The organism is Brevibacillus sp. SYP-B805, from assembly GCF_011059135.1.
Taxonomy (GTDB): domain Bacteria; phylum Bacillota; class Bacilli; order Brevibacillales; family Brevibacillaceae; genus Brevibacillus_F.
Genome location: NZ_JAALGD010000002.1, coordinates 197276 through 220221, shown reverse-complemented (window position 1 = coordinate 220221; position 22946 = coordinate 197276). Strand labels below are relative to the sequence as shown.

24 protein-coding genes, 1 pseudogene and 1 other annotated feature are annotated in these 22946 nt (G+C 56.8%); of the genes and pseudogenes, 24 read left to right on the top strand and 1 reads right to left on the bottom strand.

Annotated elements, in window-relative coordinates; all coding sequences use genetic code 11:
• The first annotated feature begins 8 nt into the window (after positions 1 to 8).
• The 22 genes and pseudogenes from mreC (at position 9) to G3578_RS03750 (ending at position 20546) form a co-directional block, all read left to right on the top strand.
• Positions 9 to 992, top strand: coding sequence for a rod shape-determining protein MreC (gene mreC, locus G3578_RS03855; RefSeq protein WP_165208804.1), 984 nt, complete (start codon positions 9 to 11; stop codon positions 990 to 992).
• Positions 992 to 1516, top strand: a complete 525-nt coding sequence (mreD, locus tag G3578_RS03850) for a rod shape-determining protein MreD (RefSeq protein ID WP_165208802.1) — start codon at positions 992 to 994, stop codon at positions 1514 to 1516. The genes mreC and mreD overlap by 1 nt, the downstream gene beginning before the upstream one ends.
• Positions 1517 to 1579: 63 nt before the next feature.
• Positions 1580 to 4021, top strand: coding sequence for a peptidoglycan D,D-transpeptidase FtsI family protein (locus G3578_RS03845; RefSeq protein ID WP_165208800.1), 2442 nt, complete (start codon positions 1580 to 1582; stop codon positions 4019 to 4021).
• Between the two features lie 55 nt (positions 4022 to 4076).
• Positions 4077 to 4776, top strand: a pseudogene (gene minC / locus G3578_RS03840) (septum site-determining protein MinC).
• A gap of 27 nt (positions 4777 to 4803) precedes the next feature.
• The gene (minD, locus tag G3578_RS03835; protein WP_165208796.1) at positions 4804 to 5598 is read left to right on the top strand and encodes a septum site-determining protein MinD; all 795 of its coding nucleotides are present in this window, start codon (positions 4804 to 4806) and stop codon (positions 5596 to 5598) included.
• 256 nt (positions 5599 to 5854) lie between these two features.
• A complete protein-coding gene (gene rodA / locus G3578_RS03830; RefSeq protein ID WP_165208794.1) occupies positions 5855 to 6985 on the top strand; it encodes a rod shape-determining protein RodA in 1131 nt (376 codons plus the stop codon).
• 263 nt (positions 6986 to 7248) lie between these two features.
• The gene (locus tag G3578_RS03825; RefSeq protein ID WP_134686073.1) at positions 7249 to 7449 is read left to right on the top strand and encodes a cold-shock protein; all 201 of its coding nucleotides are present in this window, start codon (positions 7249 to 7251) and stop codon (positions 7447 to 7449) included.
• Between the two features lie 357 nt (positions 7450 to 7806).
• Positions 7807 to 8598: a M23 family metallopeptidase gene (locus G3578_RS03820; RefSeq protein WP_165208792.1), complete on the top strand. Its 792-nt coding sequence runs from the start codon at positions 7807 to 7809 to the stop codon at positions 8596 to 8598.
• The gene (locus tag G3578_RS03815) at positions 8591 to 9433 is read left to right on the top strand and encodes a M50 family metallopeptidase (RefSeq protein ID WP_241254440.1); all 843 of its coding nucleotides are present in this window, start codon (positions 8591 to 8593) and stop codon (positions 9431 to 9433) included. Before G3578_RS03820 ends, G3578_RS03815 begins: the two co-directional genes overlap by 8 nt.
• A gap of 84 nt (positions 9434 to 9517) precedes the next feature.
• Positions 9518 to 11011, top strand: coding sequence for an Rne/Rng family ribonuclease (locus G3578_RS03810; RefSeq protein ID WP_165208790.1), 1494 nt, complete (start codon positions 9518 to 9520; stop codon positions 11009 to 11011).
• A 59-nt stretch (positions 11012 to 11070) separates the two neighbouring features.
• Positions 11071 to 11152 (top strand) — a sequence feature (ribosomal protein L21 leader region).
• An 11-nt stretch (positions 11153 to 11163) separates the two neighbouring features.
• A complete protein-coding gene (gene rplU / locus G3578_RS03805; RefSeq protein WP_165208788.1) occupies positions 11164 to 11475 on the top strand; it encodes a 50S ribosomal protein L21 in 312 nt (103 codons plus the stop codon).
• A 12-nt stretch (positions 11476 to 11487) separates the two neighbouring features.
• A complete protein-coding gene (locus G3578_RS03800; RefSeq protein WP_165208786.1) occupies positions 11488 to 11844 on the top strand; it encodes a ribosomal-processing cysteine protease Prp in 357 nt (118 codons plus the stop codon).
• Positions 11841 to 12140, top strand: coding sequence for a 50S ribosomal protein L27 (rpmA, locus tag G3578_RS03795; RefSeq protein ID WP_165208784.1), 300 nt, complete (start codon positions 11841 to 11843; stop codon positions 12138 to 12140). The genes G3578_RS03800 and rpmA overlap by 4 nt, the downstream gene beginning before the upstream one ends.
• A 110-nt stretch (positions 12141 to 12250) precedes the next feature.
• Positions 12251 to 12835, top strand: coding sequence for a Spo0B domain-containing protein (locus G3578_RS03790; protein ID WP_165208782.1), 585 nt, complete (start codon positions 12251 to 12253; stop codon positions 12833 to 12835).
• Between the two features lie 16 nt (positions 12836 to 12851).
• Positions 12852 to 14129, top strand: coding sequence for a GTPase ObgE (gene obgE, locus G3578_RS03785; RefSeq protein ID WP_165208780.1), 1278 nt, complete (start codon positions 12852 to 12854; stop codon positions 14127 to 14129).
• A 127-nt stretch (positions 14130 to 14256) separates the two neighbouring features.
• Positions 14257 to 15549: a DUF5666 domain-containing protein gene (locus G3578_RS03780; RefSeq protein ID WP_165208778.1), complete on the top strand. Its 1293-nt coding sequence runs from the start codon at positions 14257 to 14259 to the stop codon at positions 15547 to 15549.
• A gap of 559 nt (positions 15550 to 16108) precedes the next feature.
• Complete coding sequence (locus tag G3578_RS03775) at positions 16109 to 17500, top strand: S-layer homology domain-containing protein (protein WP_165208776.1); 1392 nt, start codon at positions 16109 to 16111, stop codon at positions 17498 to 17500.
• A 13-nt stretch (positions 17501 to 17513) separates the two neighbouring features.
• Entirely contained in the window at positions 17514 to 18062 is a 549-nt protein-coding gene (locus tag G3578_RS03770) for a hypothetical protein (RefSeq protein ID WP_165208774.1), read from the top strand.
• A 13-nt stretch (positions 18063 to 18075) separates the two neighbouring features.
• Positions 18076 to 18588: a hypothetical protein gene (locus tag G3578_RS03765; RefSeq protein WP_165208772.1), complete on the top strand. Its 513-nt coding sequence runs from the start codon at positions 18076 to 18078 to the stop codon at positions 18586 to 18588.
• Between the two features lies 1 nt (position 18589).
• Positions 18590 to 19201, top strand: a complete 612-nt coding sequence (locus G3578_RS03760; RefSeq protein WP_165208770.1) for a hypothetical protein — start codon at positions 18590 to 18592, stop codon at positions 19199 to 19201.
• Positions 19202 to 19212: 11 nt separating this feature from the next.
• Complete coding sequence (locus G3578_RS03755) at positions 19213 to 19998, top strand: hypothetical protein (RefSeq protein ID WP_165208768.1); 786 nt, start codon at positions 19213 to 19215, stop codon at positions 19996 to 19998.
• 14 nt (positions 19999 to 20012) lie between these two features.
• A complete protein-coding gene (locus G3578_RS03750; RefSeq protein ID WP_165208766.1) occupies positions 20013 to 20546 on the top strand; it encodes a hypothetical protein in 534 nt (177 codons plus the stop codon).
• Positions 20547 to 20837: 291 nt separating this feature from the next.
• Here G3578_RS03750 and G3578_RS03745 read toward each other — a convergent pair whose 3' ends face one another.
• Positions 20838 to 20987 carry a hypothetical protein gene (locus G3578_RS03745; RefSeq protein WP_165208764.1) on the bottom strand — a complete coding sequence of 50 codons (150 nt, stop codon included), beginning with the start codon at positions 20985 to 20987 and terminating at the stop codon, positions 20838 to 20840.
• A 167-nt stretch (positions 20988 to 21154) separates the two neighbouring features.
• On the opposite strand from G3578_RS03745, the gene G3578_RS03740 reads away from it, so the two are divergent.
• Together G3578_RS03740 and G3578_RS03735 are read left to right on the top strand one after the other, a co-directional pair.
• The gene (locus G3578_RS03740; protein WP_165208762.1) at positions 21155 to 21601 is read left to right on the top strand and encodes an ACT domain-containing protein; all 447 of its coding nucleotides are present in this window, start codon (positions 21155 to 21157) and stop codon (positions 21599 to 21601) included.
• A gap of 41 nt (positions 21602 to 21642) precedes the next feature.
• Positions 21643 to 22944: a homoserine dehydrogenase gene (locus G3578_RS03735; protein WP_165208760.1), complete on the top strand. Its 1302-nt coding sequence runs from the start codon at positions 21643 to 21645 to the stop codon at positions 22942 to 22944.
• The last annotated feature ends 2 nt before the right edge of the window (positions 22945 to 22946 follow it).

The following is a 22946-nucleotide window of genomic DNA, read 5'->3' as shown; positions in this document are numbered from 1 at the left end:
GAGTCGGCATGTCGTTCTTCGGTAACAAACGGCTGATCATCGTGCTCGTCGGGTTGGTTTTGCTTATCACCGTCATGGGGTATACCTCCAGAGAACGCACCAGTCTTACCTGGCCCGAGATGTTTGTGAAAGACTTGTTTAGCGTGGTGCAGGGCATTTTTTACCGCCCTGCCCAGGCTTTTTCCGATTTTATTCATGACGTGCAGGATGCCTACAATGTGTATGAAGAAAATCGCGCGCTGAAGGCAAGCCTGGACCAATATGCGCAGACGGCTGCGGAATTAACCATGCTAAGAGCGGAAAACGAGCGGCTGCGCGACATGCTTCAGGCCAAATCCAATTTGAACAAGTTTCAGCTGCGGTATGCGGAAGTGGTGGCGCGCAGCAGCGATCATTGGAATGACGTGATGACGATCGATAAAGGCCTGAAAGCAGGGATCAAGAAGGATATGGCCGTCATCACGTCCAAAGGCTTGATCGGTCGGATTCAATCGGTATCCAATTTTTCCTCGACGGTGGAACTGCTGACGAACATTGAGCGGAGCAACCACATCTCTGCCACCATTCTGACCGAGCAGACTGTGAACGGCAAGACGACCTACCTGCCTGTCAACGGCGTCGTTGAGGAATACGACCCGCAGCAGCAGCTTTTGATAATGCGCAAAATTCCTTTGGGCCAGAAGATTGGGGAAAAACAGCAGGTAATTACCTCCGGGCTTGGCGGTGTGATGCCGTGGGGTTTGCCGATTGGCCGGGTGGTGCGTGCCCAGCCGGACGTGCTTGGGCTGACTCAAACCGTCTATATTCAGCCGAACGCCGATTTTTCCCAGATCAGCGAAGTATTCGTGGTGGAGCGAATGGTTACGGTGACGCCTTCCGGTGATCTCGTTCCGTCCCAGCAGGCGGAGGTTTCCGGCCAACCGCCTGCCACGGCTGATTCACAACCGGCTGCCAATCCCGCTCCGGCGGCAGGCAGCGGAGGAGGTCATTGATGGCACGACTGATTCTCACCTCCACACTGCTGGTACTCTTCATCCTGGAAGGCACCGTCCTGCAAATACTTACACCAAGCGCTTGGGGTCTGTCATGGATGGCAGTACCCCGCTTTGCGCTTGTCGGCGCCATTCTGGTCGCCATGCTGCTGGGTCGCAGAGAAGGGCTTTTCTACGGCCTGGCGATCGGCCTGCTGCAGGATGTGCTTTACGGTCAGGTTATCGGCGTCTACGCCCTCACCATGATGGTCGCCTGCTATTTTGCCGGTTTGGCCGTGCTGCTGTTCCACCGGACGCCCGCGGTTCTTTTTGTCACGGTAGCGCTGGTGCTTTTTGGACATGAGTGGTTTTTGTACAGTTTATTCCGCCTGTTTTCCACTTTCCCTGTTGATGTACAATGGATATTAACCAAACAGATCTTGCCCAGCGTCGCGTGCAACCTGCTGTTCGCCATGCTGATCTACCTCCCGTTTTCACGGCTCTGCAGGGAGGTAGCGCTGCAAAAGAACGGACGACATGAGTAAGCTGCAAGGCGTGAAAGGAAGCATCATCGGCGCAGGGCTCGCCGATAAGGAGGATACCGGCCAATGGGAGAAAAAAAAGAGCACCTGTCCCATATCCCGACAAGATTGAATATCTTGTTTTTCATTGTCTTCCTGTTTTTTGCCGCCATTATTTTGCGTCTGGCTTTCGTCCAATTGGTGGAAGGAGAGCAGTACAAGCACGCACTGGAGAAATACAGCACCCGTGAGCTGCCGATCGCCGCGCCGCGCGGTCGCATTCTGGACCGGAACGGAGAAGTGCTGGTCTCCAACAAGCCGGTGTACACCGTCACCTATGTGGAAGAGCAAAACCAGTCGATCGATGAAGAGGAAGTGGCGGACAAACTGGCCCGCATCCTCAACATGGACGGCGAAAAGACCGGCACGGACAAGGAGCTGCTGAAGCTGGCGCTTGATCTGCAGGCAACCCTGCCGGTCGCGTTCGGACCGAAGGAGACGGAGAAGCTGATTGCGCAGATCGAACCGAAGCTGAAGGCGCTGCCCACGGTCGCCCAGGTGGACGCCCTGGACAACCGGCAGCTGGTGAAGACGGCAAGCGCGGTTGGGCTGAAGGCTCGGGTCACGCTCGACAGCAAGGATCGGGAGTTGATCAAAAACAGCCTGAAGGGCACGGTGAAGAACAAGGCGGCCGGGCAGCCTGCCGTTCTCGCGGAGATCCCGGACAGCGAGCTGCTCAAATATGCGCTGCAAGCCAATCTTCCCTTCAAGATTTCCTTCACGTCGGAGGAACGGGATGGCCTGATCAAAGAGGTAAAAGCGCAGCTGCGGATGCTTCCCGACCCGGCCAGTCTGCGCGAAAAATCGGATATGGACCTGCTGCGGTACGCCGCCATGCTTGACATCGATGTGCCGCTGCCGCTGACCGACCAGCAGCGCCGCTTCCAATGGCACAAGCTGAACATTCTGAAAGAGATGCGCTCCTACAATATCGCGAGCTACATCCCGCGCCGGGTGAAAGTAAACATCTCCGAGAAAGAGATGTTCATGATCGAAGAGCGGCGCAACGAGCTGCCGGGTGTCAGCGTGGTGCTGGAACCGATCCGGCAGATTCGCGAGGAGGCGGACGGGACCACGGTGGGCACCCACTTTTTGGGGTACATTAAGCCGATTCCTCCCGATCAGGTGGAGGAATACAAGGCGCAGGGATACAACCCGTTTGACCAGGTGGGCATCACCAATCTGGAAAAGTATTATGAACGCTATTTGCGCGGCAAGGACGGCGTGATGGAAGTTCACGTCAACAAGGATTCCGAAACCATCGAGAAGCGGGAGCGGCAGGCCCCGCAGCCCGGGGACGATCTGGTTTTGGCGCTGGACTGGCGCTTCCAGAGCCGTGTGGAACAAATCCTGAAAACCAACTTTGAGGCCATGAAGAAAAACCCGGCGTATCCCAAGGAGATGAAAGACGCCCATGCCCTGGTGATGGACCCGAATACCGGCGAAATTCTGGCCATGGCAAGCTATCCGGATTACAATCTGAACTGGTATTATGACCGAAAAACGTTCAATGAGAAGTGGGAAACCCAGATTCTCCCCAACGAAGCCAACCGCTTCATCGGCAGTGCGTATCCGCCTGGGTCCACGGTGAAGCCGATCTCCGTCATGCTTGCCCTGCAGGAGAAGCTGACGACGCCCAATGAAACCATTTTTGACCGGGGCGGACTGAAAGTGGGGAACGTCTTCATGCGCAACTGGAAGGCGGGAGGCCATGGTCCGGTCAATGCCCGCCGCGCCCTGCAGGTTTCCAACAACACCTACATGTACGAGATGGCGGTCCGCTTCGCCAGACGGGCCAAAAACAGCTACAAGGAACAGTTTTCCGTTCTCGATTTTTACAATGCACAGTTCGGCCTGGGGGTAAAGACAGGCGTAGACCTGCCGTATGAAAGCTCCGGTTGGGAAAACCCCAACGACTACTACGGCAACCTGGCCCATGCGTTTATCGGCCAGTACGACCTGTTTACGCCCATGCAGTTGGGGCAGTACGTGTGCACCATCGCCAACGGCGGGTATCGCATCCGCCCGCATTTTGTCCGAGAGATCCGGGAAGGGTCCAACGATCCGAAAAAGCCGGGCAAGACCTTGATGAAATTCGAACCGGAAGTATTGAACAAGATCCAGATCGATCCCCAATGGCTGAAACTGGCCCAGGAAGGGATGCACATGGTTACCCTGCCGGGCGGGACGGCCTCCCGGGCCTTCGCCGGTCTGCCCTTCAACGTGGCGGCCAAGACCGGTACCGCCCAGACGGGAAAACGTACGGACAATGCGCTCTTGATCGGCTATGCCCCCTATGAGCATCCCAAGGTTGCGTTTGTGGTCATCATTCCGAACGGATTGCTGGAAGGGGCGCACAGCTCCGATGCCTCCGGGCCGATCGCCCGTCAAATCCTGGAGGCTTACAACGAGCTTTATCCGGGAGAACTGACCGGCCAGAAACCTTCCCAGCCAGCCGTTCAAAAATAGCGACCTGTTTCGGCAAATTTTGCTAATGAGCAGGAATCTCTCCTTATCATGGCGAATGGTAACGGTCGAGGTGAAACAGGTCCATGACGACGGGAAGAAACAAGGTAACAATCAAAGGAACAAAAGAGGGCTTGGTCTTCTTCATGGACGATACATGTTCATTCGATGAGCTGCTCGCCGACCTAAGGGAAAAGATTGAGCACAGCCATCAGCAAATATTGACAGGTCCGCTGGTTCGGGTATCGCTCAAGCTGGGCAAGCGCTACTGCACCCCTGAACAGCAGGAAGAGCTTACCGGCATCATCCGCCAGCGGGGCAACCTGGTCATTCATACCATTGACTCCGATGTGATCACCAGGGAAGAGGCGTTTGCCGAGCGTCTCAAGACGGGGTTCAAAATCCAGACGCATACCGTCCGTTCCGGACAGGTGCTGGATGTTGACGGGGATGTGCTGCTGCTGGGCGATGTCAATCCGGGCGGTACGGTGAAAAGCACGGGCAGCATCTTCGTGATCGGTCATCTGCGCGGGGTTGCCCACGCGGGAACCAACGGGGATGACCAGGTGATTATCGCGGCGGCGGCGATGCGTCCGACACAGCTTCGGATCGCGGATGTGATCAGCCGGCCGGGCGAAGAATGGGCGGAGACGACAGGAGCCACGGAATTTGCCTATTTGCAGGACGGGAAGATGCTGGTGGCCAAAATGAATTATCTGTCGCGGGTCAGGCCCGATTTGGGATTGAAGAAACGGTAGTGCGCGCAAGAATGAGGAGGTAGCGACGTGGGAATCGGAATCGTAGTCACTTCAGGTAAAGGCGGTGTCGGGAAGACGACCAGTTCTGCCAACATCGGGACGGCTCTCGCCCTGCATGGCCAGAAAGTATGTCTGGTGGATACCGACATCGGCCTGCGCAATCTTGACGTGGTCATGGGGCTGGAGAACCGGATCATCTATGACCTGGTCGATGTTGCGGAGGGAGCATGCCGCCTGCAGCAAGCCTTGATCAAGGATAAACGGTTCGAGACGCTTTCCCTGCTGCCGGCAGCGCAAACCAAGGACAAATCGGCCGTGACGCCCGAACAGATGGAGGAGATCATCACCCAGCTGAAGCGGGAATTCGACTATGTGATCATCGATTGTCCGGCGGGCATCGAACAAGGCTTCCGCAATGCCATCGCCGGGGCGGATCAGGCGATCGTGGTCACCACGCCCGAAAAAGCGGCGGTGCGCGACGCCGACCGGATCATCGGCCTGTTGGAGAGGGAAAAGGTGGGCATGCCCAAACTGGTGATCAACCGCGTCCGCTCCCACATGATGAAAAACGGCGACATGCTGGATGTGGAAGATATCCTGGATTTATTAGCCATTGACTTGCTTGGCGTTGTGCCGGATGATGAATTTGTGATCAAGTCGGCAAACATGGGTGAGCCGGCTGTCATGAGTCACGAATCACGCGCCTCCCTGGCTTACCGGAATATCGCCCGCCGCCTTTTGGGCGAATCGGTGCCGCTGCTGCCGCTGGAGGAGAAAACGGGCGTGTTGAGCAAAGTACGCAAGTTTTTTGGCTTGAAATAGCAAATCGTGCGAATGGGACAGGGACAACCCTGTTTCTTTCGTTGCACTTTCAGAAAGTTTAATTTCGCTAACGCGATAAAGGATGAAAGTATAAGAAAAACTTCGGCTTTCGCCATAGGACTGGGCGACAAGCCGAGTTTTTCTAAAGGCCCCAGCCGACTCAGGAAGAACCCCCATTTGGCGCCAGTGATCGCTTGGCCGAGTGGGTGGATCGCTAGCGCTAGTCTCGGCTGGGTATTTTATGGGAGGGAGAAGCGTGGACCTCGAAAAACGGCACCTGAAGCAGCTTGATTGGATGATCCTCCTGATTCTTCTTGCCCTGGGTCTGTTCAGTTACCTGGGGATTTCCGGCTCGGCTGCCGGCGTGGAAACCGCGAACAAGCAGGTCTTGTGGTATATCGTGGGCTTCCTTGTCTTGTTTGCCACGCTGTCGTTCGATTACCGGCTGTACTATACCTTCGCCTACTTGCTGTACGGATTCGGGATCGTTCTGCTGCTCGGCGTGTTTCAGACAAGAGAGATCAATGGCGCAACCAGCTGGTATGATCTTGGCCCCGTGCTGTTCCAACCTTCCGAACCGATGAAGTTGTTTACTATTCTGGCAGTCGCCAGGTTGATGTCCAAGCAGGCGGAAAACCCGGAAAGATACCGTCATCTCAAGGATTTGATACCCGTTTCGCTTGTGCTCGGGGTTCCGCTCCTGCTCATTCTGGTGCAGCCTGATCTGGGCACGGCGCTCGTCTACTGCGGCATTTTTGCCGCCATGATGCTTGTAGGCGGCATCCGGTCCCGCCATATCGTGTTGGGGGGGATCCTGATCGGCAGCTTTTTTGCCGCCATGACGCTCCTGTATCACTACAAACAGACGATCTTCTTCAAAATCATCAAACCGTATCAGTGGAAACGGATTGTGACCTGGCTGAATCCGGATGTTGATCCGATGGGAGATGGCTTTCAATTGATCCAGTCGATGATCGCCATCGGTTCCGGGGAGCTTTTGGGCAAAGGGGTAAACACGGCGACACAGGCCAGTTTCGGCTGGGTACCGGTAGGGGAGAGCGACTTCATTTTCACCGTGATAGCCGAGAAGATGGGCTTCATTGGCGCAAGCTGCCTGATGATCCTCTTTTTCTTTCTGATCTACCGGATGATCCGCATCGCCTTCGAAGCGAAAGATCCGTTCGGCAGCTATGTGGTTGCCGGGGTGGTCGGCATGCTTACCTTCCAGGTGTTTGAGAATATCGGGATGACCATCCAGCTGATGCCCATCACCGGGTTGCCTCTGCCGTTTATCAGCTACGGGGGCAGTTCCCTGATCACCAACTTTCTCATTATGGGCGTGGTGCTCAACATCGGCATGCGCAAAGACAAGTTGCGATTTGATTGAAAAAATCTTTTCTGGAAGCAAAACGCGTGACAAAGCGGGGAAAGTGTGTTAAACTCGATGTAAGTTAACCGGATTTTTTTCCCTATAAGTGATTTGATGATTGGATGAGAAGTCGTACCTTTTATGAGATGCGTCACCCATGTGATCAAATCTCTTTCAGGTGCGGCTTTTTTTCATACATGAACGAATCGCGGGAAAGCAGTCGGTTAGCGTATCATTTTACGTCTCCACGGGCGGCGTATATTTTTGGGAGGTTTTTCTTCATGCAACAAGGTACTGTAAAATGGTTTAACGCAGAAAAAGGCTTCGGGTTCATCCAAGTTGAGGGCGGAGACGACGTATTCGTTCACTACAGCGCTATCAAAGCGGAAGGTTTCAAAACACTCGAAGAAGGCCAAAAGGTTGAATTCGAAATCGTGCAAGGCAGCCGCGGTCCTCAAGCAGCCAACGTTGTAAAACTGTAATCGTCCTGCTGGTTAAAAAGCAGTCTCTCTGTGGAGGGACTGCTTTTTTGAGTATATCGGAAAGTTCAAGATCTTTAAAGCGCTAAAGCAAAGTAAGAAAGATTGGGGCCCCCGCCGACATCAGCGTTAGCTTAAGTCGGCGGGGTTATGGTTGGGGGCCCCCGCCGACACCAGCAAGGGACCCCACTCGGCAGAGGGCTCCCACTCGGCGCAGCGATGGCTATCGCCGAGTGGGTGGAGCGTTCGCTTAAGTCGGCGGGGTTATTTGATGCCCGTTTCCCCTGTCGATCCCCTGATCATATTGCACATAGACAAGTCATAAGATGGAGTAGACGGTTGGGACAGGGGGGGACTCACATGTTCAATGAAGTGGAGCGCGTCCGGGAAAGGCGGCGCGCCCGACTGGAACGGATACGCACGCAAATGCGGGACGGGATGCCTCCGTACCTAAACGACCTGGTTGATCCCGTGGAGGATCGCTATACGCCGGGGACGCTGCCCTTTGCCGGCCTGATGGATGAGGAGAATCCCCCGTCGATTCCGCCGCAGGAGAAGCTGGGCATTCAGGTGTTTCTTTCCCTGCTGCTGATCGGTTCATGCTGGTTGCTGTTTCAATCCGGCATCGCGGTTCCGGCTTCCTGGAAAGAGGGGGTCAAGGAAGTGATGACGCGGGATTTTAATTTTGCGGGAGTGGCCGCATGGTATGAAGCCCGTTTTGGCCGCCTGCCCGGCGTGCTGCCCGTTCTTACCACGCATAAGGCGGTGCCGGCACAGTCGGGTGTCAGCAGCCAGAAACCGTGGCATCTGCCGGGAAGCTGGAAAGTGGTGAAGCCGTATGACCCGACCCTGGGCAAGCTGGTGCTGGATGTCGGGGCGAAAGGGCAGGTGGTGAACGGCGAGACCGGGTGGGTGGCCGAAGTGGGGGAGAAGGATGGCTTTGGGCTGACGGTCGTGGTCCGGCTGGCGGAACAGCGGGAAGTCTGGTACGGCAATCTGGAAGCGGTGGCCGTCTCCAAAAATGACTGGATCAGGCAGGGAGACGTGGTGGGGGTGGCCAAGGCGGCCAATGAAAACCAGCGGCTCCTCTATCTGGCGATGTTTGACAAGGAGCGCGCCACAAATCCGCTGGAAGTGATTTCGTTTGAATGAGCGACGGGTGTCGGGCATCCGCCTGCGCGTTCATCTGCTCTTCTGGGCTGTCATCGGGCTGTCCGTGGCGGCGGGATATTTTGTGGAGATCCTCACGCTGTTTGTGATCGTGCTGATCCATGAGATGGGCCATGTTGCGGTGGCGCGGGAGCTGGGCTGGCAGGTGACGGAGATTCAATTTCTGCCCTTTGGCGGCGTGGCCCACATGGAAGAAGAGGCGGCGGCCGAGCCGTTGGATGAGATTGTGGTCGCGCTCGCCGGTCCGTTCATGAACGTCGTCATGGCGTTTCTATCCCTGGTTTTCTGGCGCATCGGCCTGTGGTCGGAGGAGTGGACCCGCTTTTTTGTGACGAGCAACTTTCTGATCGCCGGCTTTAATCTGCTGCCGATCTGGCCGCTTGATGGCGGCAGGATCCTCCAGGCGCTGCTTGGCCTCCGCCTTCCCTACCGGATGGCCGCCCTCTGGTCCCTCGGCGCCAGCATTTCGTTATCGGCCGTGCTGCTTGGCGTAGGCGTGTTTCAGCTTCATGTCAACGCCGTGGCGGTGGGAGGATACCTGCTGGCGGTCAATGTACAGGCTTTCCTGCGCTTTCCGTATCAGTTCATCCGCTTCCTGATGATCAAGTACAGCCGGGCTCCGCAGGGGCATGGGCTGTATCCGGTACGGCTCACGCCCCGGACAACCGTCTGGGAGGCCGCTTCTCATCTGCGCAAGGGACGCTACCATCTCATTTACATCACAGGAGGCGAGGGCGGATTGGTCGCCGAAGAGAAGCTCCTGCATGCCCTGCTGTTTGAACAGAAGAAGCATCTGCCCATCAGCACCTTGCTGTGACAGGCATGGGTGGCGCGGCGCTCCTCCGTGCGCAAACGAACTGTCTGGTGTACAATCAAGGCAGCGCACAAAGGAGGGAGCGGCTTGAAACAGATATTGATCAGCTCCGACGGGGAGACGGTGAGGATCGCGGTCACCCAGTCCGGGAGGCTTGTCGAATACCGCATGGAGGAAGGCAGCGATGGCCTTTCCGGCAGCATCTATCTCGGCCGCGTGACGGACGTGCTCCCGGGCATCCGGGCGGCGTTCGTCGATATCGGTCTCCCGAAGAACGGATATCTTGCGCTCGATGATGTTCCCCGCAGCAGCGGGAAAAGGGCGGAAGAGAAACGCAGCCCTTCCCACACCGGGCGAATCCATGAGGGAGAGGCACTGCTCGTCCAGATCGAGAAGGAGGAAACGGGAACCAAGGGGGGGCGGCTCACCGCCGAGATCAGCCTCCCGGGCAGAAAACTCGTCTATTTGCCGTTTGGCAGACAGGTGATGGTTTCGCGGAAAATGGTCGGGGAGGCGGAACGTTCCCGGCTGCGGGAACTGATGGCGGGCCATCTGCACGACGGGGAGGGGGTTATCGTGCGTACCATGGCCGCAGGATCCGATGACGACGACCTGATACGCGAACTGGAGTATCTGCGCGGGCTTTGGCAGGAAGCGGCGGCGCGGGCGAAAGGGGCAAAACCTCCCCGCCGCCTTTTTGACGGGGGAGGACTGGCGGCGCGCGTGCTGCACGATTGGCTGAATCACGAGGTTGGCGAGGTGCTGCTGGATCACAGCGCCACCTATCAACAGGTGAAGCGGGTGATGGAGAAGCTCTATCCGGAGCTGGTGGACAGGCTCTCCTTCTACCAGGGGAAAGCATCCCTTTTTGAGCGGGAAGGCGTGGAAGCCGAGATCGACAGGGCGCTGCAGCGGCAGGTCCCGCTTCCCCACGGGGGTTTTCTTGTGATCGATCGCACGGAAGCCATGACCGTGATTGATGTGAATACGGGAACGTTTACCGGCCAGGGCGGCAGGCAGGTGGAAGAAACGATCCTCCAAACCAATCTGGAGGCGGCCGCAGAGATTGCCCACCAGCTGCGGCTGCGCGATATCGGCGGAATCATTATCATCGACTTCATCGACATGACCAGGCCGGCAGATCAGGAGCGCGTGCTGGAGCGGCTGCAAGCCGAATTGGCGAAAGATCGCACGCCGACACGGGTGGCCGGCATGACCCGGCTGGGACTGGTGGAGATGACACGCAAGCGGGAGCGCAAAAGCATCGGGGAGCTGCTAACAACCCCCTGCCCTGTCTGCAGGGAAAGCGGCCGGACGCTGGCTCCCGCTGAAGTGGCCCGCCGGTTTTTGCGGGAGGTGCGGGGGCTTGTCATGCACCAGGATGCCCAAGCCATCGTCGGGCTGCTGCCGCCGCAGGTGATGGCGTGTCTGGATTGGGCGGAGCAGGAGAAGGCGCTGTCCGTCCATCTTCTGCTAAAGGAAGAGGGGAGGCTTGCTCCTCATGCCTACCGGATCATCTATGCGGGCAGCCTGCAGGAAGCCAGGCAGCGTTTCGCCGGCCTCGGCGGGATTGACACTTGACCGGCCTGTGTGATTCGTGGTATCCTATTTTTTGTTCATGCAGATATGCTTGTGCCTCAAGCATGCTGTAACCGCTCGAGACAGGTTGGACAAGACGGTTCCCGGGGAGCCGCACCTGGATAGGCGAGTCTGAGTATAGGGAGGTGCAATTCATGTACGCTATTATCGAAACAGGCGGAAAGCAGTACAAGGTGGAAGAAGGCGCAGTCCTCTACATCGAGAAACTGGCTGCCGCCGAAGGTGAAACCGTTACGTTCGACAAGGTTCTCTTCGTCAGCAAAGACGGCAAAGTGACAGCGGGCGCTCCGACTGTTGCGGGCGCTACGGTAACCGGCAAGGTAGAAAAACACGGCAAAGGCGCGAAAGTGATCGTGTATAAATACAAAGCCAAGAAAAACTACCGCCGCAAACAAGGTCACCGTCAGCCGTTCACCAAAGTCGTGATCGAAAAAATCAACGCATAATCGGGTGCCGCGATGATTGCCGTAACCGTTAAACGCGATTCATCCGGCATCAGAGAGATCGAGATCACCGGGCATGCCAATGCCGCCGCGTACGGTTCCGACATCGTCTGTGCCGCCGTATCGGCGATCAGCATCGGTATCCTGAACGGGATTGAACCTCTTCTGGGCCTTCTTCCCGATGTGGAACAAGCGCCCAGCGGCGGCGGCTTTCTCCGCTGGAGGCTTGGTCATCCCGACGATGACGGGCTCCATGAGAAGCAGCAGCTGCTGGCGGAAGGCATGGTGATCGCCTTGATCAGCGTAGCCCAACAGTACGGTCAGTACGTTTCTGTACACGATGCAAAATGGCAAGGAGGTGCTTCACAATGAACCTGCGTTTTACCATGGATCTGCAATTCTTCGCCTCCAAAAAAGGTGTAGGTTCCACGAAAAACGGCCGCGATTCGATCGCGAAACGCCTGGGAACCAAGCGCGGTGACGGTCAATTCGTCAAAGCGGGCAACATCCTTGTTCGCCAGCGCGGCACGAAGATTTTCCCGGGTGCCAACGTTGGAATCGGCGGCGACGATACCCTGTTTGCCAAAGCGGATGGGATTGTACGTTTCAAACGCCTTGGCCGCGACCGCAAGCAAGTGGTAATCGAGCCGGTAGCAACGGAAGCGTAAGAGATGAAGAGCAGAAACCCAGCCAAGCCGCTGGGTTTTCTTTTTGAGCCGACCGGTCTTATGGTACAATAAGGAGTACGGAAAATCCAATGGTGCATGGGTGAGGGTTGATGAAGGACGAGCGCAAGCTATTGACGGAGCAAACAGACTTGCTGCTGCAGGTACTGAACCATCAGCGGCATGACTGGCTGAATCATTTTCAGGTCCTGCTCGGCTATTTGAAGCTGGGACGTCCCGAACAGGGAGAGGAATATCTCAAACGCGTAACGGCGCTGGTCTGTCAGGAAAGCATGATCGCTCGCATCAATTGTCCCCCGCTGTCCGTGTTTTTCCTTACATTTAACGCCATTCATCATGATCTGTTGCTCGAGGTGGAGGTTTGCGATCAAATGGATCTCTCCACACTGGCGATGGATACCCAGGAGTTCTTCCGGTTTGTTACCAATCTGGTGTTTTTGATCAAGGAACACCAGCGACCGGGAGCGCATAACGCCAACAGTTTGCTCATCTCCATGGCCAACGAAGAGGGATTGATCCAGATCCGGTTCGATCTGGCCGGAACCCTGCTTGCATCCGGGAATGAGGAAGTGGAGAAACTCTTGGAAAGAAGCGGGCGGTTGGCGCCGATCGTCACCGAATGGTCAAGGACGGAAGACGAATGGTTATTGGCAATGAATTTCCCTTGCCGTACATAAGAAGAGGGTGACATCCATGTTTGTCGATCAGGTAAAGATTTATGTGAAGGGCGGAGATGGCGGGAACGGCGCCGTCTCCTTTCGCCGTGAAAAATACGTACCGTTGGGCGGACCGGCAGGCGGCGACGGCGGCCGCGGCGGCGATGTCGTGTTTGTCGTGGATGAAGGGCTGCGCACGCTCGTCGATTTCCGCTACCAGCGCCATTTTCGGGCGCCGCGCGGGGAAAACGGCCGGAATAAAGGCATGCATGGCGCGGGAGCGGAGGATCTGATCGTCCGCGTGCCCCCCGGGACAACCGTGGTCGATACGGATACGGGTGAAGTGATCGCCGACCTGGTGGAGCATGGTCAGCGCGCCGTCATCGCGAAAGGCGGCCGCGGCGGCAGAGGCAATATCCGCTTTGCCACCGCGGCCAACCCGGCGCCGGAGATTTCGGAAAACGGCGAACCGGGGCAGGAGCGGAACGTCACACTGGAGCTGAAGCTGATTGCGGACGTCGGTCTCGTCGGCTATCCGAGCGTCGGCAAGTCTACCCTGCTGGCCAGCGTGACGGCGGCGAAACCCAAGATTGCGGCCTACCACTTCACGACGCTGACGCCGAATCTGGGCGTCGTCGATTTGGGCGAAAAGAGCTTTGTCATGGCCGACCTGCCCGGACTCATCGAGGGGGCTCACGAAGGCGTCGGGCTGGGCCATCAGTTTCTCCGCCACGTGGAACGGACGCGCCTGATCGTCCATGTAATCGACATGGCGGCCACGGACGGGCGCGACCCGTACGAGGATTACCAGCAGATCAACCGGGAACTGAAACTCTACAACATCAAGCTGGAAGAACGTCCGCAGATCATCGCGGCCAACAAGATGGACCTGCCGGAGGCCGCAGAGAATCTGGCCCGTTTCCGGGAACGCGTGCCCGATGTGCCGATTTACCCCATTTCGGCCGCGACGAAGCAGGGGGTACAGGAGCTGATGTACGCGGTGGCGGATCGGTTGGAGACGATTCCGAAGAAGCTGCAGGTGGAGGAAGTGGCCGAGGTGGAAGAGCGCGTGGTATACCGGGCCGAACCGGAACCGGACGAATTCCGCATCTCGCGGGACAACGAAACATTCGTGGTACATGGCGAGAAGCTCGAGAAGCTGGTGCGCATGACCAACCTGAACAGCTACGACGCCGTCCAGCGCTTCGCCCGGATCATGCGCAGCATGGGCGTGGACGACGCCCTGCGCCGCCACGGTGCCAAGCACGGCGATACGGTGCGGATCGGCGAGATGGAGTTCGAGTTTGTGGAGTAGGCCGATTTTCCCACAATATCATACAAGGTACGACAATTGACATCCTGCGATTCCTGACTTTCGCAGGATGTTTCTTTTTGGGGACAAGCTGTAAGATCATGGTAGGAGAGAGAAGGAGGCGATGCAGATGAGAAAATGGTTCTCCATGCTTCTTGCACTGATGTTGATGCTTACCCTTGTCCCCCTGGCGCAGGCCCATGGATCTGACGGGAAACTTGCGGGACAATCGGTCAAATGGGTGGACAAAGGCAAACCTGACAAAGGGAAGCCCGAGAAAGGAAAGCCCGAGAAAAAGAAAGTGGAGAAGATTGCCGGCAAGGTGGCGGCCGTGGATGCGGCGGCAGGCAAGCTCACCGTGTCAAACGGCAGCAAACAGGTGGAACTGCTGCTGACAAGCGAGACGTCGATCAAAGTCAAGGATTGGAAAACGGCGACCGCTGCCGATATCTGGGTTGGCGATCAGGTAAAAGCGGAATACACGGCCGCCGATACCGGAAACACGGCGAAGAAGATCGAGATTGCCAAGAAAAAAGGAGTCGTGTATGGGAAGGTAACGGCCGTTGATCCTGCCGCCCAAACCCTGACCGTTTCCGGCAAAACCATCCACGTCCTGGACGATGCCAGCATCCGGTCCGGGAAGGAACAGCTGGCCTTCGCCGATATCGTGGAAGGGGACCAGCTGAAAGCGGAAGGCTATCTGAAAGAAGGCACGCTGCAGGCGGTAAAGATCGAGGTGAAACGCCAGGCCGCCGTGGTGAAAGGGAGCCTGCAGTCCATCGACGCCGCCACCCGGACGCTGGTGGTGGACGGAAAAAGCATCGTGGTGGCACCGGATGCCAAGATCCGTCTGAATGGAAGCGATGCCGCGCTGGAACAGCTGGCGGTCGGCGATAAAGTCGTGGCTACCGGCAAATGGAGCGGCAAGCTGTTCACGGCCCGTATCCTCAACGTTCAGCGGACTGCCGTGGAAGTGGAAGGCGAGGTGGAAAGCGTCGATGTGGAAGGCAAGAAAGTGACCATTGGCGGGAAAACGCTGACGGTTACCGACGCGACCAAGATCACTTCCGACGACAAGGCCATCGCGCTGGCGGATCTCACCGTCGGCAGCAAGGCTGAGGCAAAAGCCCTGCAGATGGGAGAAGAATGGATTGCCCTCAAAATCGAAGTGAAACAAGCGCCGGAGGACAAGGAAGGCGAAGTGGAAGGAAAGGTGGAGGCGGTTGACGCGGCTGCCATGACCCTGACGGTGGGCGGCAAAACGGTCCACGTCAGCGACACGACACGGATCAGCGCGGAGGATCATCAAACGCTGACCTTTGCCGACCTCGCCCCAGGCATGGAGATTGAAGCGAAAGGCACATGGAAGGAACAAGTGCTGGAAGCGTCCGAAATCAACGTGGAATTGAATGACGAAGAATAGAGCGAATGGCGCCCCTCCTGATTCGGAGGGGCCTCAGTGTGCAGACAAAGTCGGTCGATCATGGGTAATGGTTCCTGCTCGCTCTCTTGACGCCCCGCGAGGAAGCGGGCCGTGTCCGCTCCGAAACGCGACGCGGGCAGGGGGCTCAACATCTGGGCGACTCAGGGATGTGAGACTCACGCCCCCTGTGACCCCGCGTCTTTGTTTCTCTGCTGAGCCGGTCGTCAAAGGAGCTCGCCTGGCCCCATTCCTCCATGCCCCAAACAGACGTTTGTCATCAGTCTGGCGCCCCTCCTGATTCGGAGGGGCGTTTTTTGCCATCTTGCCATGCCCCAACTTTTTCTGCCGCTTCGTCTGATCCAATTGCAGACCTCCAATGATAGAATAAGCAGGTTGTCTTCCGTCCGACTCGGGGCTTCTGCCTCAGGTTTTCCAATCGTCGACAAACAGGCTGATGACTGTCGTAAAAATTCAAAATGTTCTTGCAACATTGTACAAGCCTTCTCCGTCTGAGAGGCAAATTGGGAACGCATTCCACTTTTCGGATAGGAGGGTCATGATGAAGAAGAGAAGCATCTTGGGTATTTCGTTTTTCCTTGCCTTTATGTTAAGTTTTGGAAGCGCTTTTGCGGATACGGCACTTCCCGTCCCACCGATTCTGGGGAATCCGCTGCCACTACCGCAGAGTCCTCTGCCTGCTCCGCCGATCCTGCCGCCGAACATCCTCCCACCCCCGCCCGCCATCGATGATTCCATCCTGCCCGACGGCACGCTGCCCAACCTGCTGCCCAATCCGCTATCGAATCCACTTGAAAATCCGTTTTCTACCCCGCTGCTGGATCCTCTGGAAGACGCGCTGCAAAATCCTCTGGAAGACACGCTGCAAAACCCGCTGCAAAATCAGCTTCCCGATCTCCTGAACGGTTCGGCCGGCATCGCGGCCAAGGGGAGCATCAGCATGACTGCAGACCGTTCCCTGGTTCTTGCGGGCATTCCCAACTTCAATCGGGTGACCATCCGGGTCCAATACAGCGCCCAAGGACAGGCGACCCTGCGGGCTGCTGTTCCGGATGGCGCGGAGGTGACAGCGGCTGGAGGCGGAAAGGTGCAGGACGGGATGATTGTCTGGTCCCTCTCTTCCTCGCAAAAAAACAGCGGGGATGTTTCCTACACGCTTGCCTTTTCCGGCCAGGGGGTGAAGACGCAGCCCATGTCAAAAACCGTCACCTACTATGCCGATCTGCTGTCCAGGTCCAATGAGGTGCTCAGCCGATCGGAAGCATCGACGACGGTGATTTTCCCTGCTGCCGAATGGGAAGAGAGGCCGGCTTACATTTACGGATTTCCGGACAAAACCTTCCGTCCAGACAGCACCCTGACCCGCGCGCAGGCGATATCGATCATCGTGCGTCTTGCTTTCCCCGACGGCACATACAGGAAAGAGCAGGTCAGGGAGACATTCAGCGATGTGAAGTCCCACTGGGCATCGAAAGAAATTGCAAAAGGCGTCAAGGAAGGATTGATCACCGGTTATCCGGATGGAACTTTCCGGCCGGACCGCCCCCTCAGCAGAGGCGAATATGTGCTGATGCTTGCACGTGCCCTCGCCAAACAACCGGTCAGCCAGCTTCATGTCCCGTATGTGGATGTCACCGATCCGAATCTGAAAGCAGCGGTTGGCCTGCTTCAGGAATTGCAGGCCCTGCGGGATTTTCCGGGCAGCAGCCTGCAGCCCCAATTATCCATGTCCCGCAAGGAAGTGGTGGCCGTCACGAACAAGGTGATCCTCCGCTTCCCGCTGGACAATAACGGCAGGGCCAGTTTCCGCGATGTAAAACCCGGCGACTGGTACTATGGCGATGTGGAAGCGGCTGCCACCTCCCAGAAATACATGCGCATGCCTTCCGTGACCAACCCGCTTGAGGGCATCGGGAAGCTGCTGGGACAATGAAGGCAGGATACCCATGATCAGGAAGACATGGAAGCGCTGGTTGATTCTGATGTTGGCCCTTTTTCTGGCGACCGCAGGTGTTGCGAGTCTCCTGGCAAACGAGAAGGAAGAAACGGACTGGAAGGCATACGACTTGATCGGCATGCTTGATACCATCTCCCGGCACAATGCGGAGCTGGATCAGACCAATAAAACCATTGTCGGCAGGATGGAAGCGCTTGACCGGCAAACGGGGAAAACCGGAGAGGTAGCCGACCGGCTGCAGGAAGTAAGCAGCGGCTTGGCCGGACAAAATGGCACGCTGCATGACCTGATCCCCGTGACGGCGGATCAGGTAACGCTCAGCACCAACCTGCGCAATCTCAGCATGAAGATCAAGGGAAGCATGAAGCAGATTGAGGATGTTTCCCTGAGGCAGAAAAACGAGCTTGCACGGATGCAGCAGACGGTATCCGGAACACGTCAGCAGCTCGGACAGGTGGCAAAGGAGAACGAGGAGTTGAACCGGCTCCTGCAGGAAGCCGAAGCAAAAAGCAGGAAAATCGAACAATCGATCCCATAAGGGGGAGGATCGGATGGTGTGGGTAAAAAAGGGGCTGGCCATCCTGGGTATCCTGCTGCTCAGCGGGCTGCTGGTCAATTCGATGGTCATGACCTACTATCTCAAGAAAATCGACAGCGGGTTAAACGAAAATCTGAAGTCAACCCAGGAGCTGGCACACTATCAGGAATCGATGCTCGCCAAAAACGGGGAATTGCAGAACATGCTGTCCACGGTGGGAACAATCGATGCCGGCATGGACCAGGCTGTGGCCCGCACGTCGCGGCTGCTTTTCCTGCTGGCACAGGTTGTCGATCTGAATGCGCAAACCCTGCAGTTGAATCAGGATATGGAAAGCGTTTCACGCCAGTCCGGTTCCGCCATTGCAGAAGTAAACCGTCTGGTTCGGGAACTGAACCCCCAGACAACGTGGATGAAAGCATACATGGAACAGATCCAACAAGCGGCGGAATCGGATGCGGAAAATCTGGATGCCATCAGGCGCAGTACGGAAAAGATGAATCGAAAACTTCCAGGGGTGCTGTGACATGAATCAGGCGGTTCGAAACGTCGAAGAAGAAGCGGTGGAATCGGAAGCGAAAGTGCCCGGGAAGAAGCCCGCCTTTCCGCTTGTCTGGACAATCGTCGCCGCCATGCTGGCGGCATTGGCGGCCAACACGCTGTTTCAGCTGCAGCTGGGGGAGGCGATCCATGAGAAAGCGGTCAAACTGGAGCAGGAGCTGAACCGGTCGGCGGAGTCCTCCCGGAAAATGAACGAACAGCTGGAAGCGATCCAGCAGCTGAACCTCATGACAAAACAGTTGAACGAGAAGCTTGGCCGCATCAAAGCCAATACCCAGGGGATGCATCGTGAAATCGCGGACCTGGACCGGATCGTGGCGGGCATCGCGGCCAAGGTGGGCCAGATCGACGGCAACACCAAAACCGCGCGGGAGCAGGTTGCGCAAATTGCTGCCGCCCTCAGCGCAAACATCGCGATCATGCAGCAGATGGCCCGTACAAATGAACAGATTGTCTCGTCCCTGACCCGCATGGAAAAGATCCAGACGCAGGTCAATCAGAATCTGGCGGCGATGAACGAGAAAACAAAAATTCTGGAGAATGCTTCGCTTTTGCAAAATTGGGGGTTATCCCCGTAGGAGGGTCGGCGATGGCACGTTGGTCATTCGTGTGGCGCAAATCATCGGTCACCATCCTGGCCTCCATCGGGATCGTGGTGGCCGGAACGGCAGGAATCGCTGCGGCTGTGGGAGATTCGCGCATGATCGAAGCGGTTCATCATTTGGATATCTTCGGGTTAACCAATGAACTGGTTGAGGTGACAGGGGATATGATCGAGGATACCCATCAATTATCGGAGCGTATCGGGCAGGTGGGCACAAGCCTTGCCCAGCTGGATGTGCAGCAGGCAGAGCTGATGAAACAGGTGAAGGCCAATGCAGAGATACAGGCCCAGTTGGAAAGACAGCTCCAGTTGAACCGGGAGGCGCGGGGACTGATGGAAAACATTTTGTCACTGCAAGGCACAACGGCTGCGCTGACCGGCCAGGTTGGCACACAGGCTGCACGGGTGACGGATCAAATCGTGAAAACGTCGGGCTATCTCTCCCAGACGGGCAGCACCACCGTCAAGCTTCGGGCGGATACAGACGCCCTGATCGGAAAGCTGACCGCCCTGAACCAGGAGCTTGATCGCTCTGCGGACAGCTTCCGCTTTATCGGACGGCTGGCCCAGCTGAAACAGATGCTGCCGCCCCCTGTAGCGGATACGGTCCAAAAGTTGCAGGAAGCGCTCACGCCGTCATCGGGCGTGCTGCCGCTGCCAGACATCAACAACCTGCTGCCTGTCCCCTCGAACGGAGCCGGAAACCTGTTGCCCGTCCCATCGGGGGGCAGCGGGAATCTGCTGCCCATCCCGATTTTACCCGGATCGTAAAGGAGGAAAGCCATGTGGTCTTGCCTTGGATGTATGTGCGAGCCATGCTCGCCTTGATCAGTCTCTTTTCCCTGTGCACGTTTGGGTGGGGCACATACTGGCAGATCGCCGGTCAGGCCGAAACCAACCAAGAGATGAAACAGGTTGCCCGGCATATCAAGGAAGCCAGCGCCCTGACGGCGGTTACCATCGATCGCATGAAACCGCTGCAAGAGACAGCGGCCATGCTGGGCACGATGAACGGGGGATTGACGGCGACAGCCCAGCTGTTGACGGAGATGAATCGCGGGCTTGCCTCCGTGACAAACAGTGAACGGTTGATCGTGACCAACCTGACCGCCTTGAATGGCAGCATTGCTTCGACCGGCGACGCCTTGCAGCAGGTATCTGGCATCAACCTTCAGCTTGCCGCCTCAACCGGTTCGCTGCGCTCTCAGGTAGAGTCGGAGCATCGCTTGATGGCGAGAATGAATAGCCTGTCGGATACATCCGTGGCGGAGATGCGCAACCTGAATCGAAAAATCGCGGTCCTGCGGGCATTGCCATGATGGAAACCGTACTCTTTCTCCTGTCTGCCGCGACGATCCTGTTTTGTGCCGTCCGTTTCTGTATAGCGATGCTGAGGCGTGATGAACGTGCTTTCAGGTGGGTTGTGCCGATTCCGATCGTCGGGATCTGCTACACCGGCGTTCTCTATGTGCTCTTTCTATTATCTTGACAGTTTCACTTCCAACAAGAAAACCAAACGGAAAGGATGCCCGTTTGGTTTTTGCTTTTATCTTGGCCACAGGCGCGCGGTCGACCAATCGTGCGCCTTTCTTTTTTAGCAAACCTCCTACTCAACCGTTGCCGCTGGGGTCTTCTATAACGTTGGGGGACTGAGCCATTCGTTTCCCGCCTTTGTCGCCGCCGAATTGATCCAGATCGCTTGGCTTGGCCGCCGGATGGTTGTTGCGCCGCTCTGACTTGTCCGATTTGCCGCGTGGCATGCGTTTTCACCTCGCTTCCTGAAAGATCTGGTATAGTGTGCGCCATAACAGGGGTTCTCATGTAGGCGAAATTCTCAAAAAGATTTTGCGATTTGGGATTGTCATGGCCGGAAGAGTTGTTTATAATGTCCTCTATAAGTAAACAACTGTTCTTTTCAGGAGGACATATGACGAAACGGGAGGAAAAATTTTATTTGATTCGTTCCGATATTCTGCCGGAGTCGATCGCCAAAACGATTGAAGCGAAAAAACTGCTGGAATCCGGCGAGGCGGATACGGTCAATGAAGCCGTGGAACGTGTCGGATTAAGCCGCAGCGCGTTTTACAAATACAAAGACGGCATCTTTCCGTTTAACGCGATGATGAGCGAGAAAATCATGACGATTACCTTCTCGCTGGAGCACCGATCCGGGATATTGTCCCGCGTGCTTCATTACGTGGCGGAGCAGGGGGGAAATGTCCTGACAATCAATCAGACGATTCCCCTGCAGGGCATCGCCAATGTGTCCATGTCGGTGGATATGGCGCACCTCACGATTTCCAGCACCGAATTTCTGGATGGGCTGCAGGAGCTGCCGGGTGTGCGCAAGGCGATGATCGTCGGCCGCGGGTAACTGCCTGCCTCAAAGGGTTCGAGACACAAGGAGGAAGTGGAATGGAGAGAAACATCGTAAAAGTGGGATTGATGGGGTTTGGCACGGTCGGAACAGGTGTCGTCCGGATTGTGCAGGGGCATCAGGAAGACCTGTACAAACAGACCGGGCTGGGCATCGAAATTCATAAGATTCTGGTTCAGGACAAGGAGAAGCCGCGCAGCATCAGCGGCATGGAGGACCGGATGACCCTGGATCCCCAGGAACTGATCGGGGACCCGGAGATTGACGTGATTGTGGAAGTGATCGGCGGCATCCATCCGGCCAAGGAATATATTCTGGCCGCCCTGGAAAACCGCAAGCATGTCGTCACCGCCAACAAGGATTTGATGGCCCTGCACGGGGCGGAAATCTTGCAAAAGGCCCAGGTAAAAGGCTGCGATGTGTTTTATGAGGCCAGCGTGGCCGGGGGCATCCCGATCCTGCGGGCGCTGGTAGAAGGTTTTGCCTCCGACCGCATCACCAAGATGATGGGCATCGTCAACGGCACGACCAACTATATCCTCACCAAGATGAGCGAAGAGGGGGCCGATTACGCGGAGGTGCTGAAAGAAGCGCAGGCGCTGGGCTATGCCGAAGCCGATCCCACTTCCGACGTGGAGGGATACGACGCCGCACGCAAGATGGCGATTCTCGCGACGTTGGGATTCCGCGTGCCGATGCGGCTGGAAGACGTAGAGGTGAAGGGCATCAGCGGTGTCAGCAAGGAAGACATCGCCTACGGCAAGAAGCTGGGCTATGTGGTCAAGCTGATCGGCCTTGCCCAGCGCGACGGAGATGCCATCGAAGTGAGCGTGCAGCCGACCATGGTGCACAAGTCGCATCCGCTCGCGTCGGTAAACGGGGTGTTTAACGCGGTTTATGTCCACGGGGAAGCGGTGGGCGAGACGATGTTTTACGGGCCGGGCGCAGGAGAACTGCCGACGGCGACAGCGGTGGTCTCCGATCTGGTGACCGTGGTCAAAAACATGAAGCTGGGCGTAAACGGCCGCGGCATGGTGGCGCCGTATCGAGAGAAGGTGCTGAAAGAGGATCAGGATAAACTGTCCCGCTATTTCCTGCGCATGATCGTGGCGGACAAACGGGGCGTACTGGCCCAGATCACCCATCTGCTGGCCGACAACAACATCAGTCTGGTTCAGGTGCTGCAGCAGCCCTACAACGGCGGGCAGCAGGCCGAGATTATCATGGTTACCCACCAGGCTGCCAAACGCAACATGGATGAGATGCTGGAGACGCTCGCCGGCATGGATGTGATTCACGAGATCAAAAGCTGCTATCGAGTAGAAGGAGAGGAAGAATAGCC

Excerpts from the sequence above, each read along its gene's own strand:
- mreC (WP_165208804.1), top strand. The coding sequence starts at position 9 with ATGTCGTTCTTCGGTAACAAACGGCTGATCATCGTGCTCGTCGGGTTG.
- mreD (WP_165208802.1), top strand. The coding sequence starts at position 992 with ATGGCACGACTGATTCTCACCTCCACACTGCTGGTACTCTTCATCCTG.
- G3578_RS03845 (WP_165208800.1), top strand. The coding sequence starts at position 1,580 with ATGGGAGAAAAAAAAGAGCACCTGTCCCATATCCCGACAAGATTGAAT.
- G3578_RS03825 (WP_134686073.1), top strand. The coding sequence starts at position 7,249 with ATGCAACAAGGTACTGTAAAATGGTTTAACGCAGAAAAAGGCTTCGGG.
- G3578_RS03820 (WP_165208792.1), top strand. The coding sequence starts at position 7,807 with ATGTTCAATGAAGTGGAGCGCGTCCGGGAAAGGCGGCGCGCCCGACTG.
- rplU (WP_165208788.1), top strand. The coding sequence starts at position 11,164 with ATGTACGCTATTATCGAAACAGGCGGAAAGCAGTACAAGGTGGAAGAA.
- G3578_RS03800 (WP_165208786.1), top strand. The coding sequence starts at position 11,488 with ATGATTGCCGTAACCGTTAAACGCGATTCATCCGGCATCAGAGAGATC.
- rpmA (WP_165208784.1), top strand. The coding sequence starts at position 11,841 with ATGAACCTGCGTTTTACCATGGATCTGCAATTCTTCGCCTCCAAAAAA.
- G3578_RS03790 (WP_165208782.1), top strand. The coding sequence starts at position 12,251 with ATGAAGGACGAGCGCAAGCTATTGACGGAGCAAACAGACTTGCTGCTG.
- obgE (WP_165208780.1), top strand. The coding sequence starts at position 12,852 with ATGTTTGTCGATCAGGTAAAGATTTATGTGAAGGGCGGAGATGGCGGG.
- G3578_RS03780 (WP_165208778.1), top strand. The coding sequence starts at position 14,257 with ATGAGAAAATGGTTCTCCATGCTTCTTGCACTGATGTTGATGCTTACC.
- G3578_RS03775 (WP_165208776.1), top strand. The coding sequence starts at position 16,109 with ATGAAGAAGAGAAGCATCTTGGGTATTTCGTTTTTCCTTGCCTTTATG.
- G3578_RS03770 (WP_165208774.1), top strand. The coding sequence starts at position 17,514 with ATGATCAGGAAGACATGGAAGCGCTGGTTGATTCTGATGTTGGCCCTT.
- G3578_RS03765 (WP_165208772.1), top strand. The coding sequence starts at position 18,076 with ATGGTGTGGGTAAAAAAGGGGCTGGCCATCCTGGGTATCCTGCTGCTC.
- G3578_RS03760 (WP_165208770.1), top strand. The coding sequence starts at position 18,590 with ATGAATCAGGCGGTTCGAAACGTCGAAGAAGAAGCGGTGGAATCGGAA.
- G3578_RS03755 (WP_165208768.1), top strand. The coding sequence starts at position 19,213 with ATGGCACGTTGGTCATTCGTGTGGCGCAAATCATCGGTCACCATCCTG.
- G3578_RS03745 (WP_165208764.1), bottom strand. The coding sequence starts at position 20,987 with ATGCCACGCGGCAAATCGGACAAGTCAGAGCGGCGCAACAACCATCCG.
- G3578_RS03740 (WP_165208762.1), top strand. The coding sequence starts at position 21,155 with ATGACGAAACGGGAGGAAAAATTTTATTTGATTCGTTCCGATATTCTG.
- G3578_RS03735 (WP_165208760.1), top strand. The coding sequence starts at position 21,643 with ATGGAGAGAAACATCGTAAAAGTGGGATTGATGGGGTTTGGCACGGTC.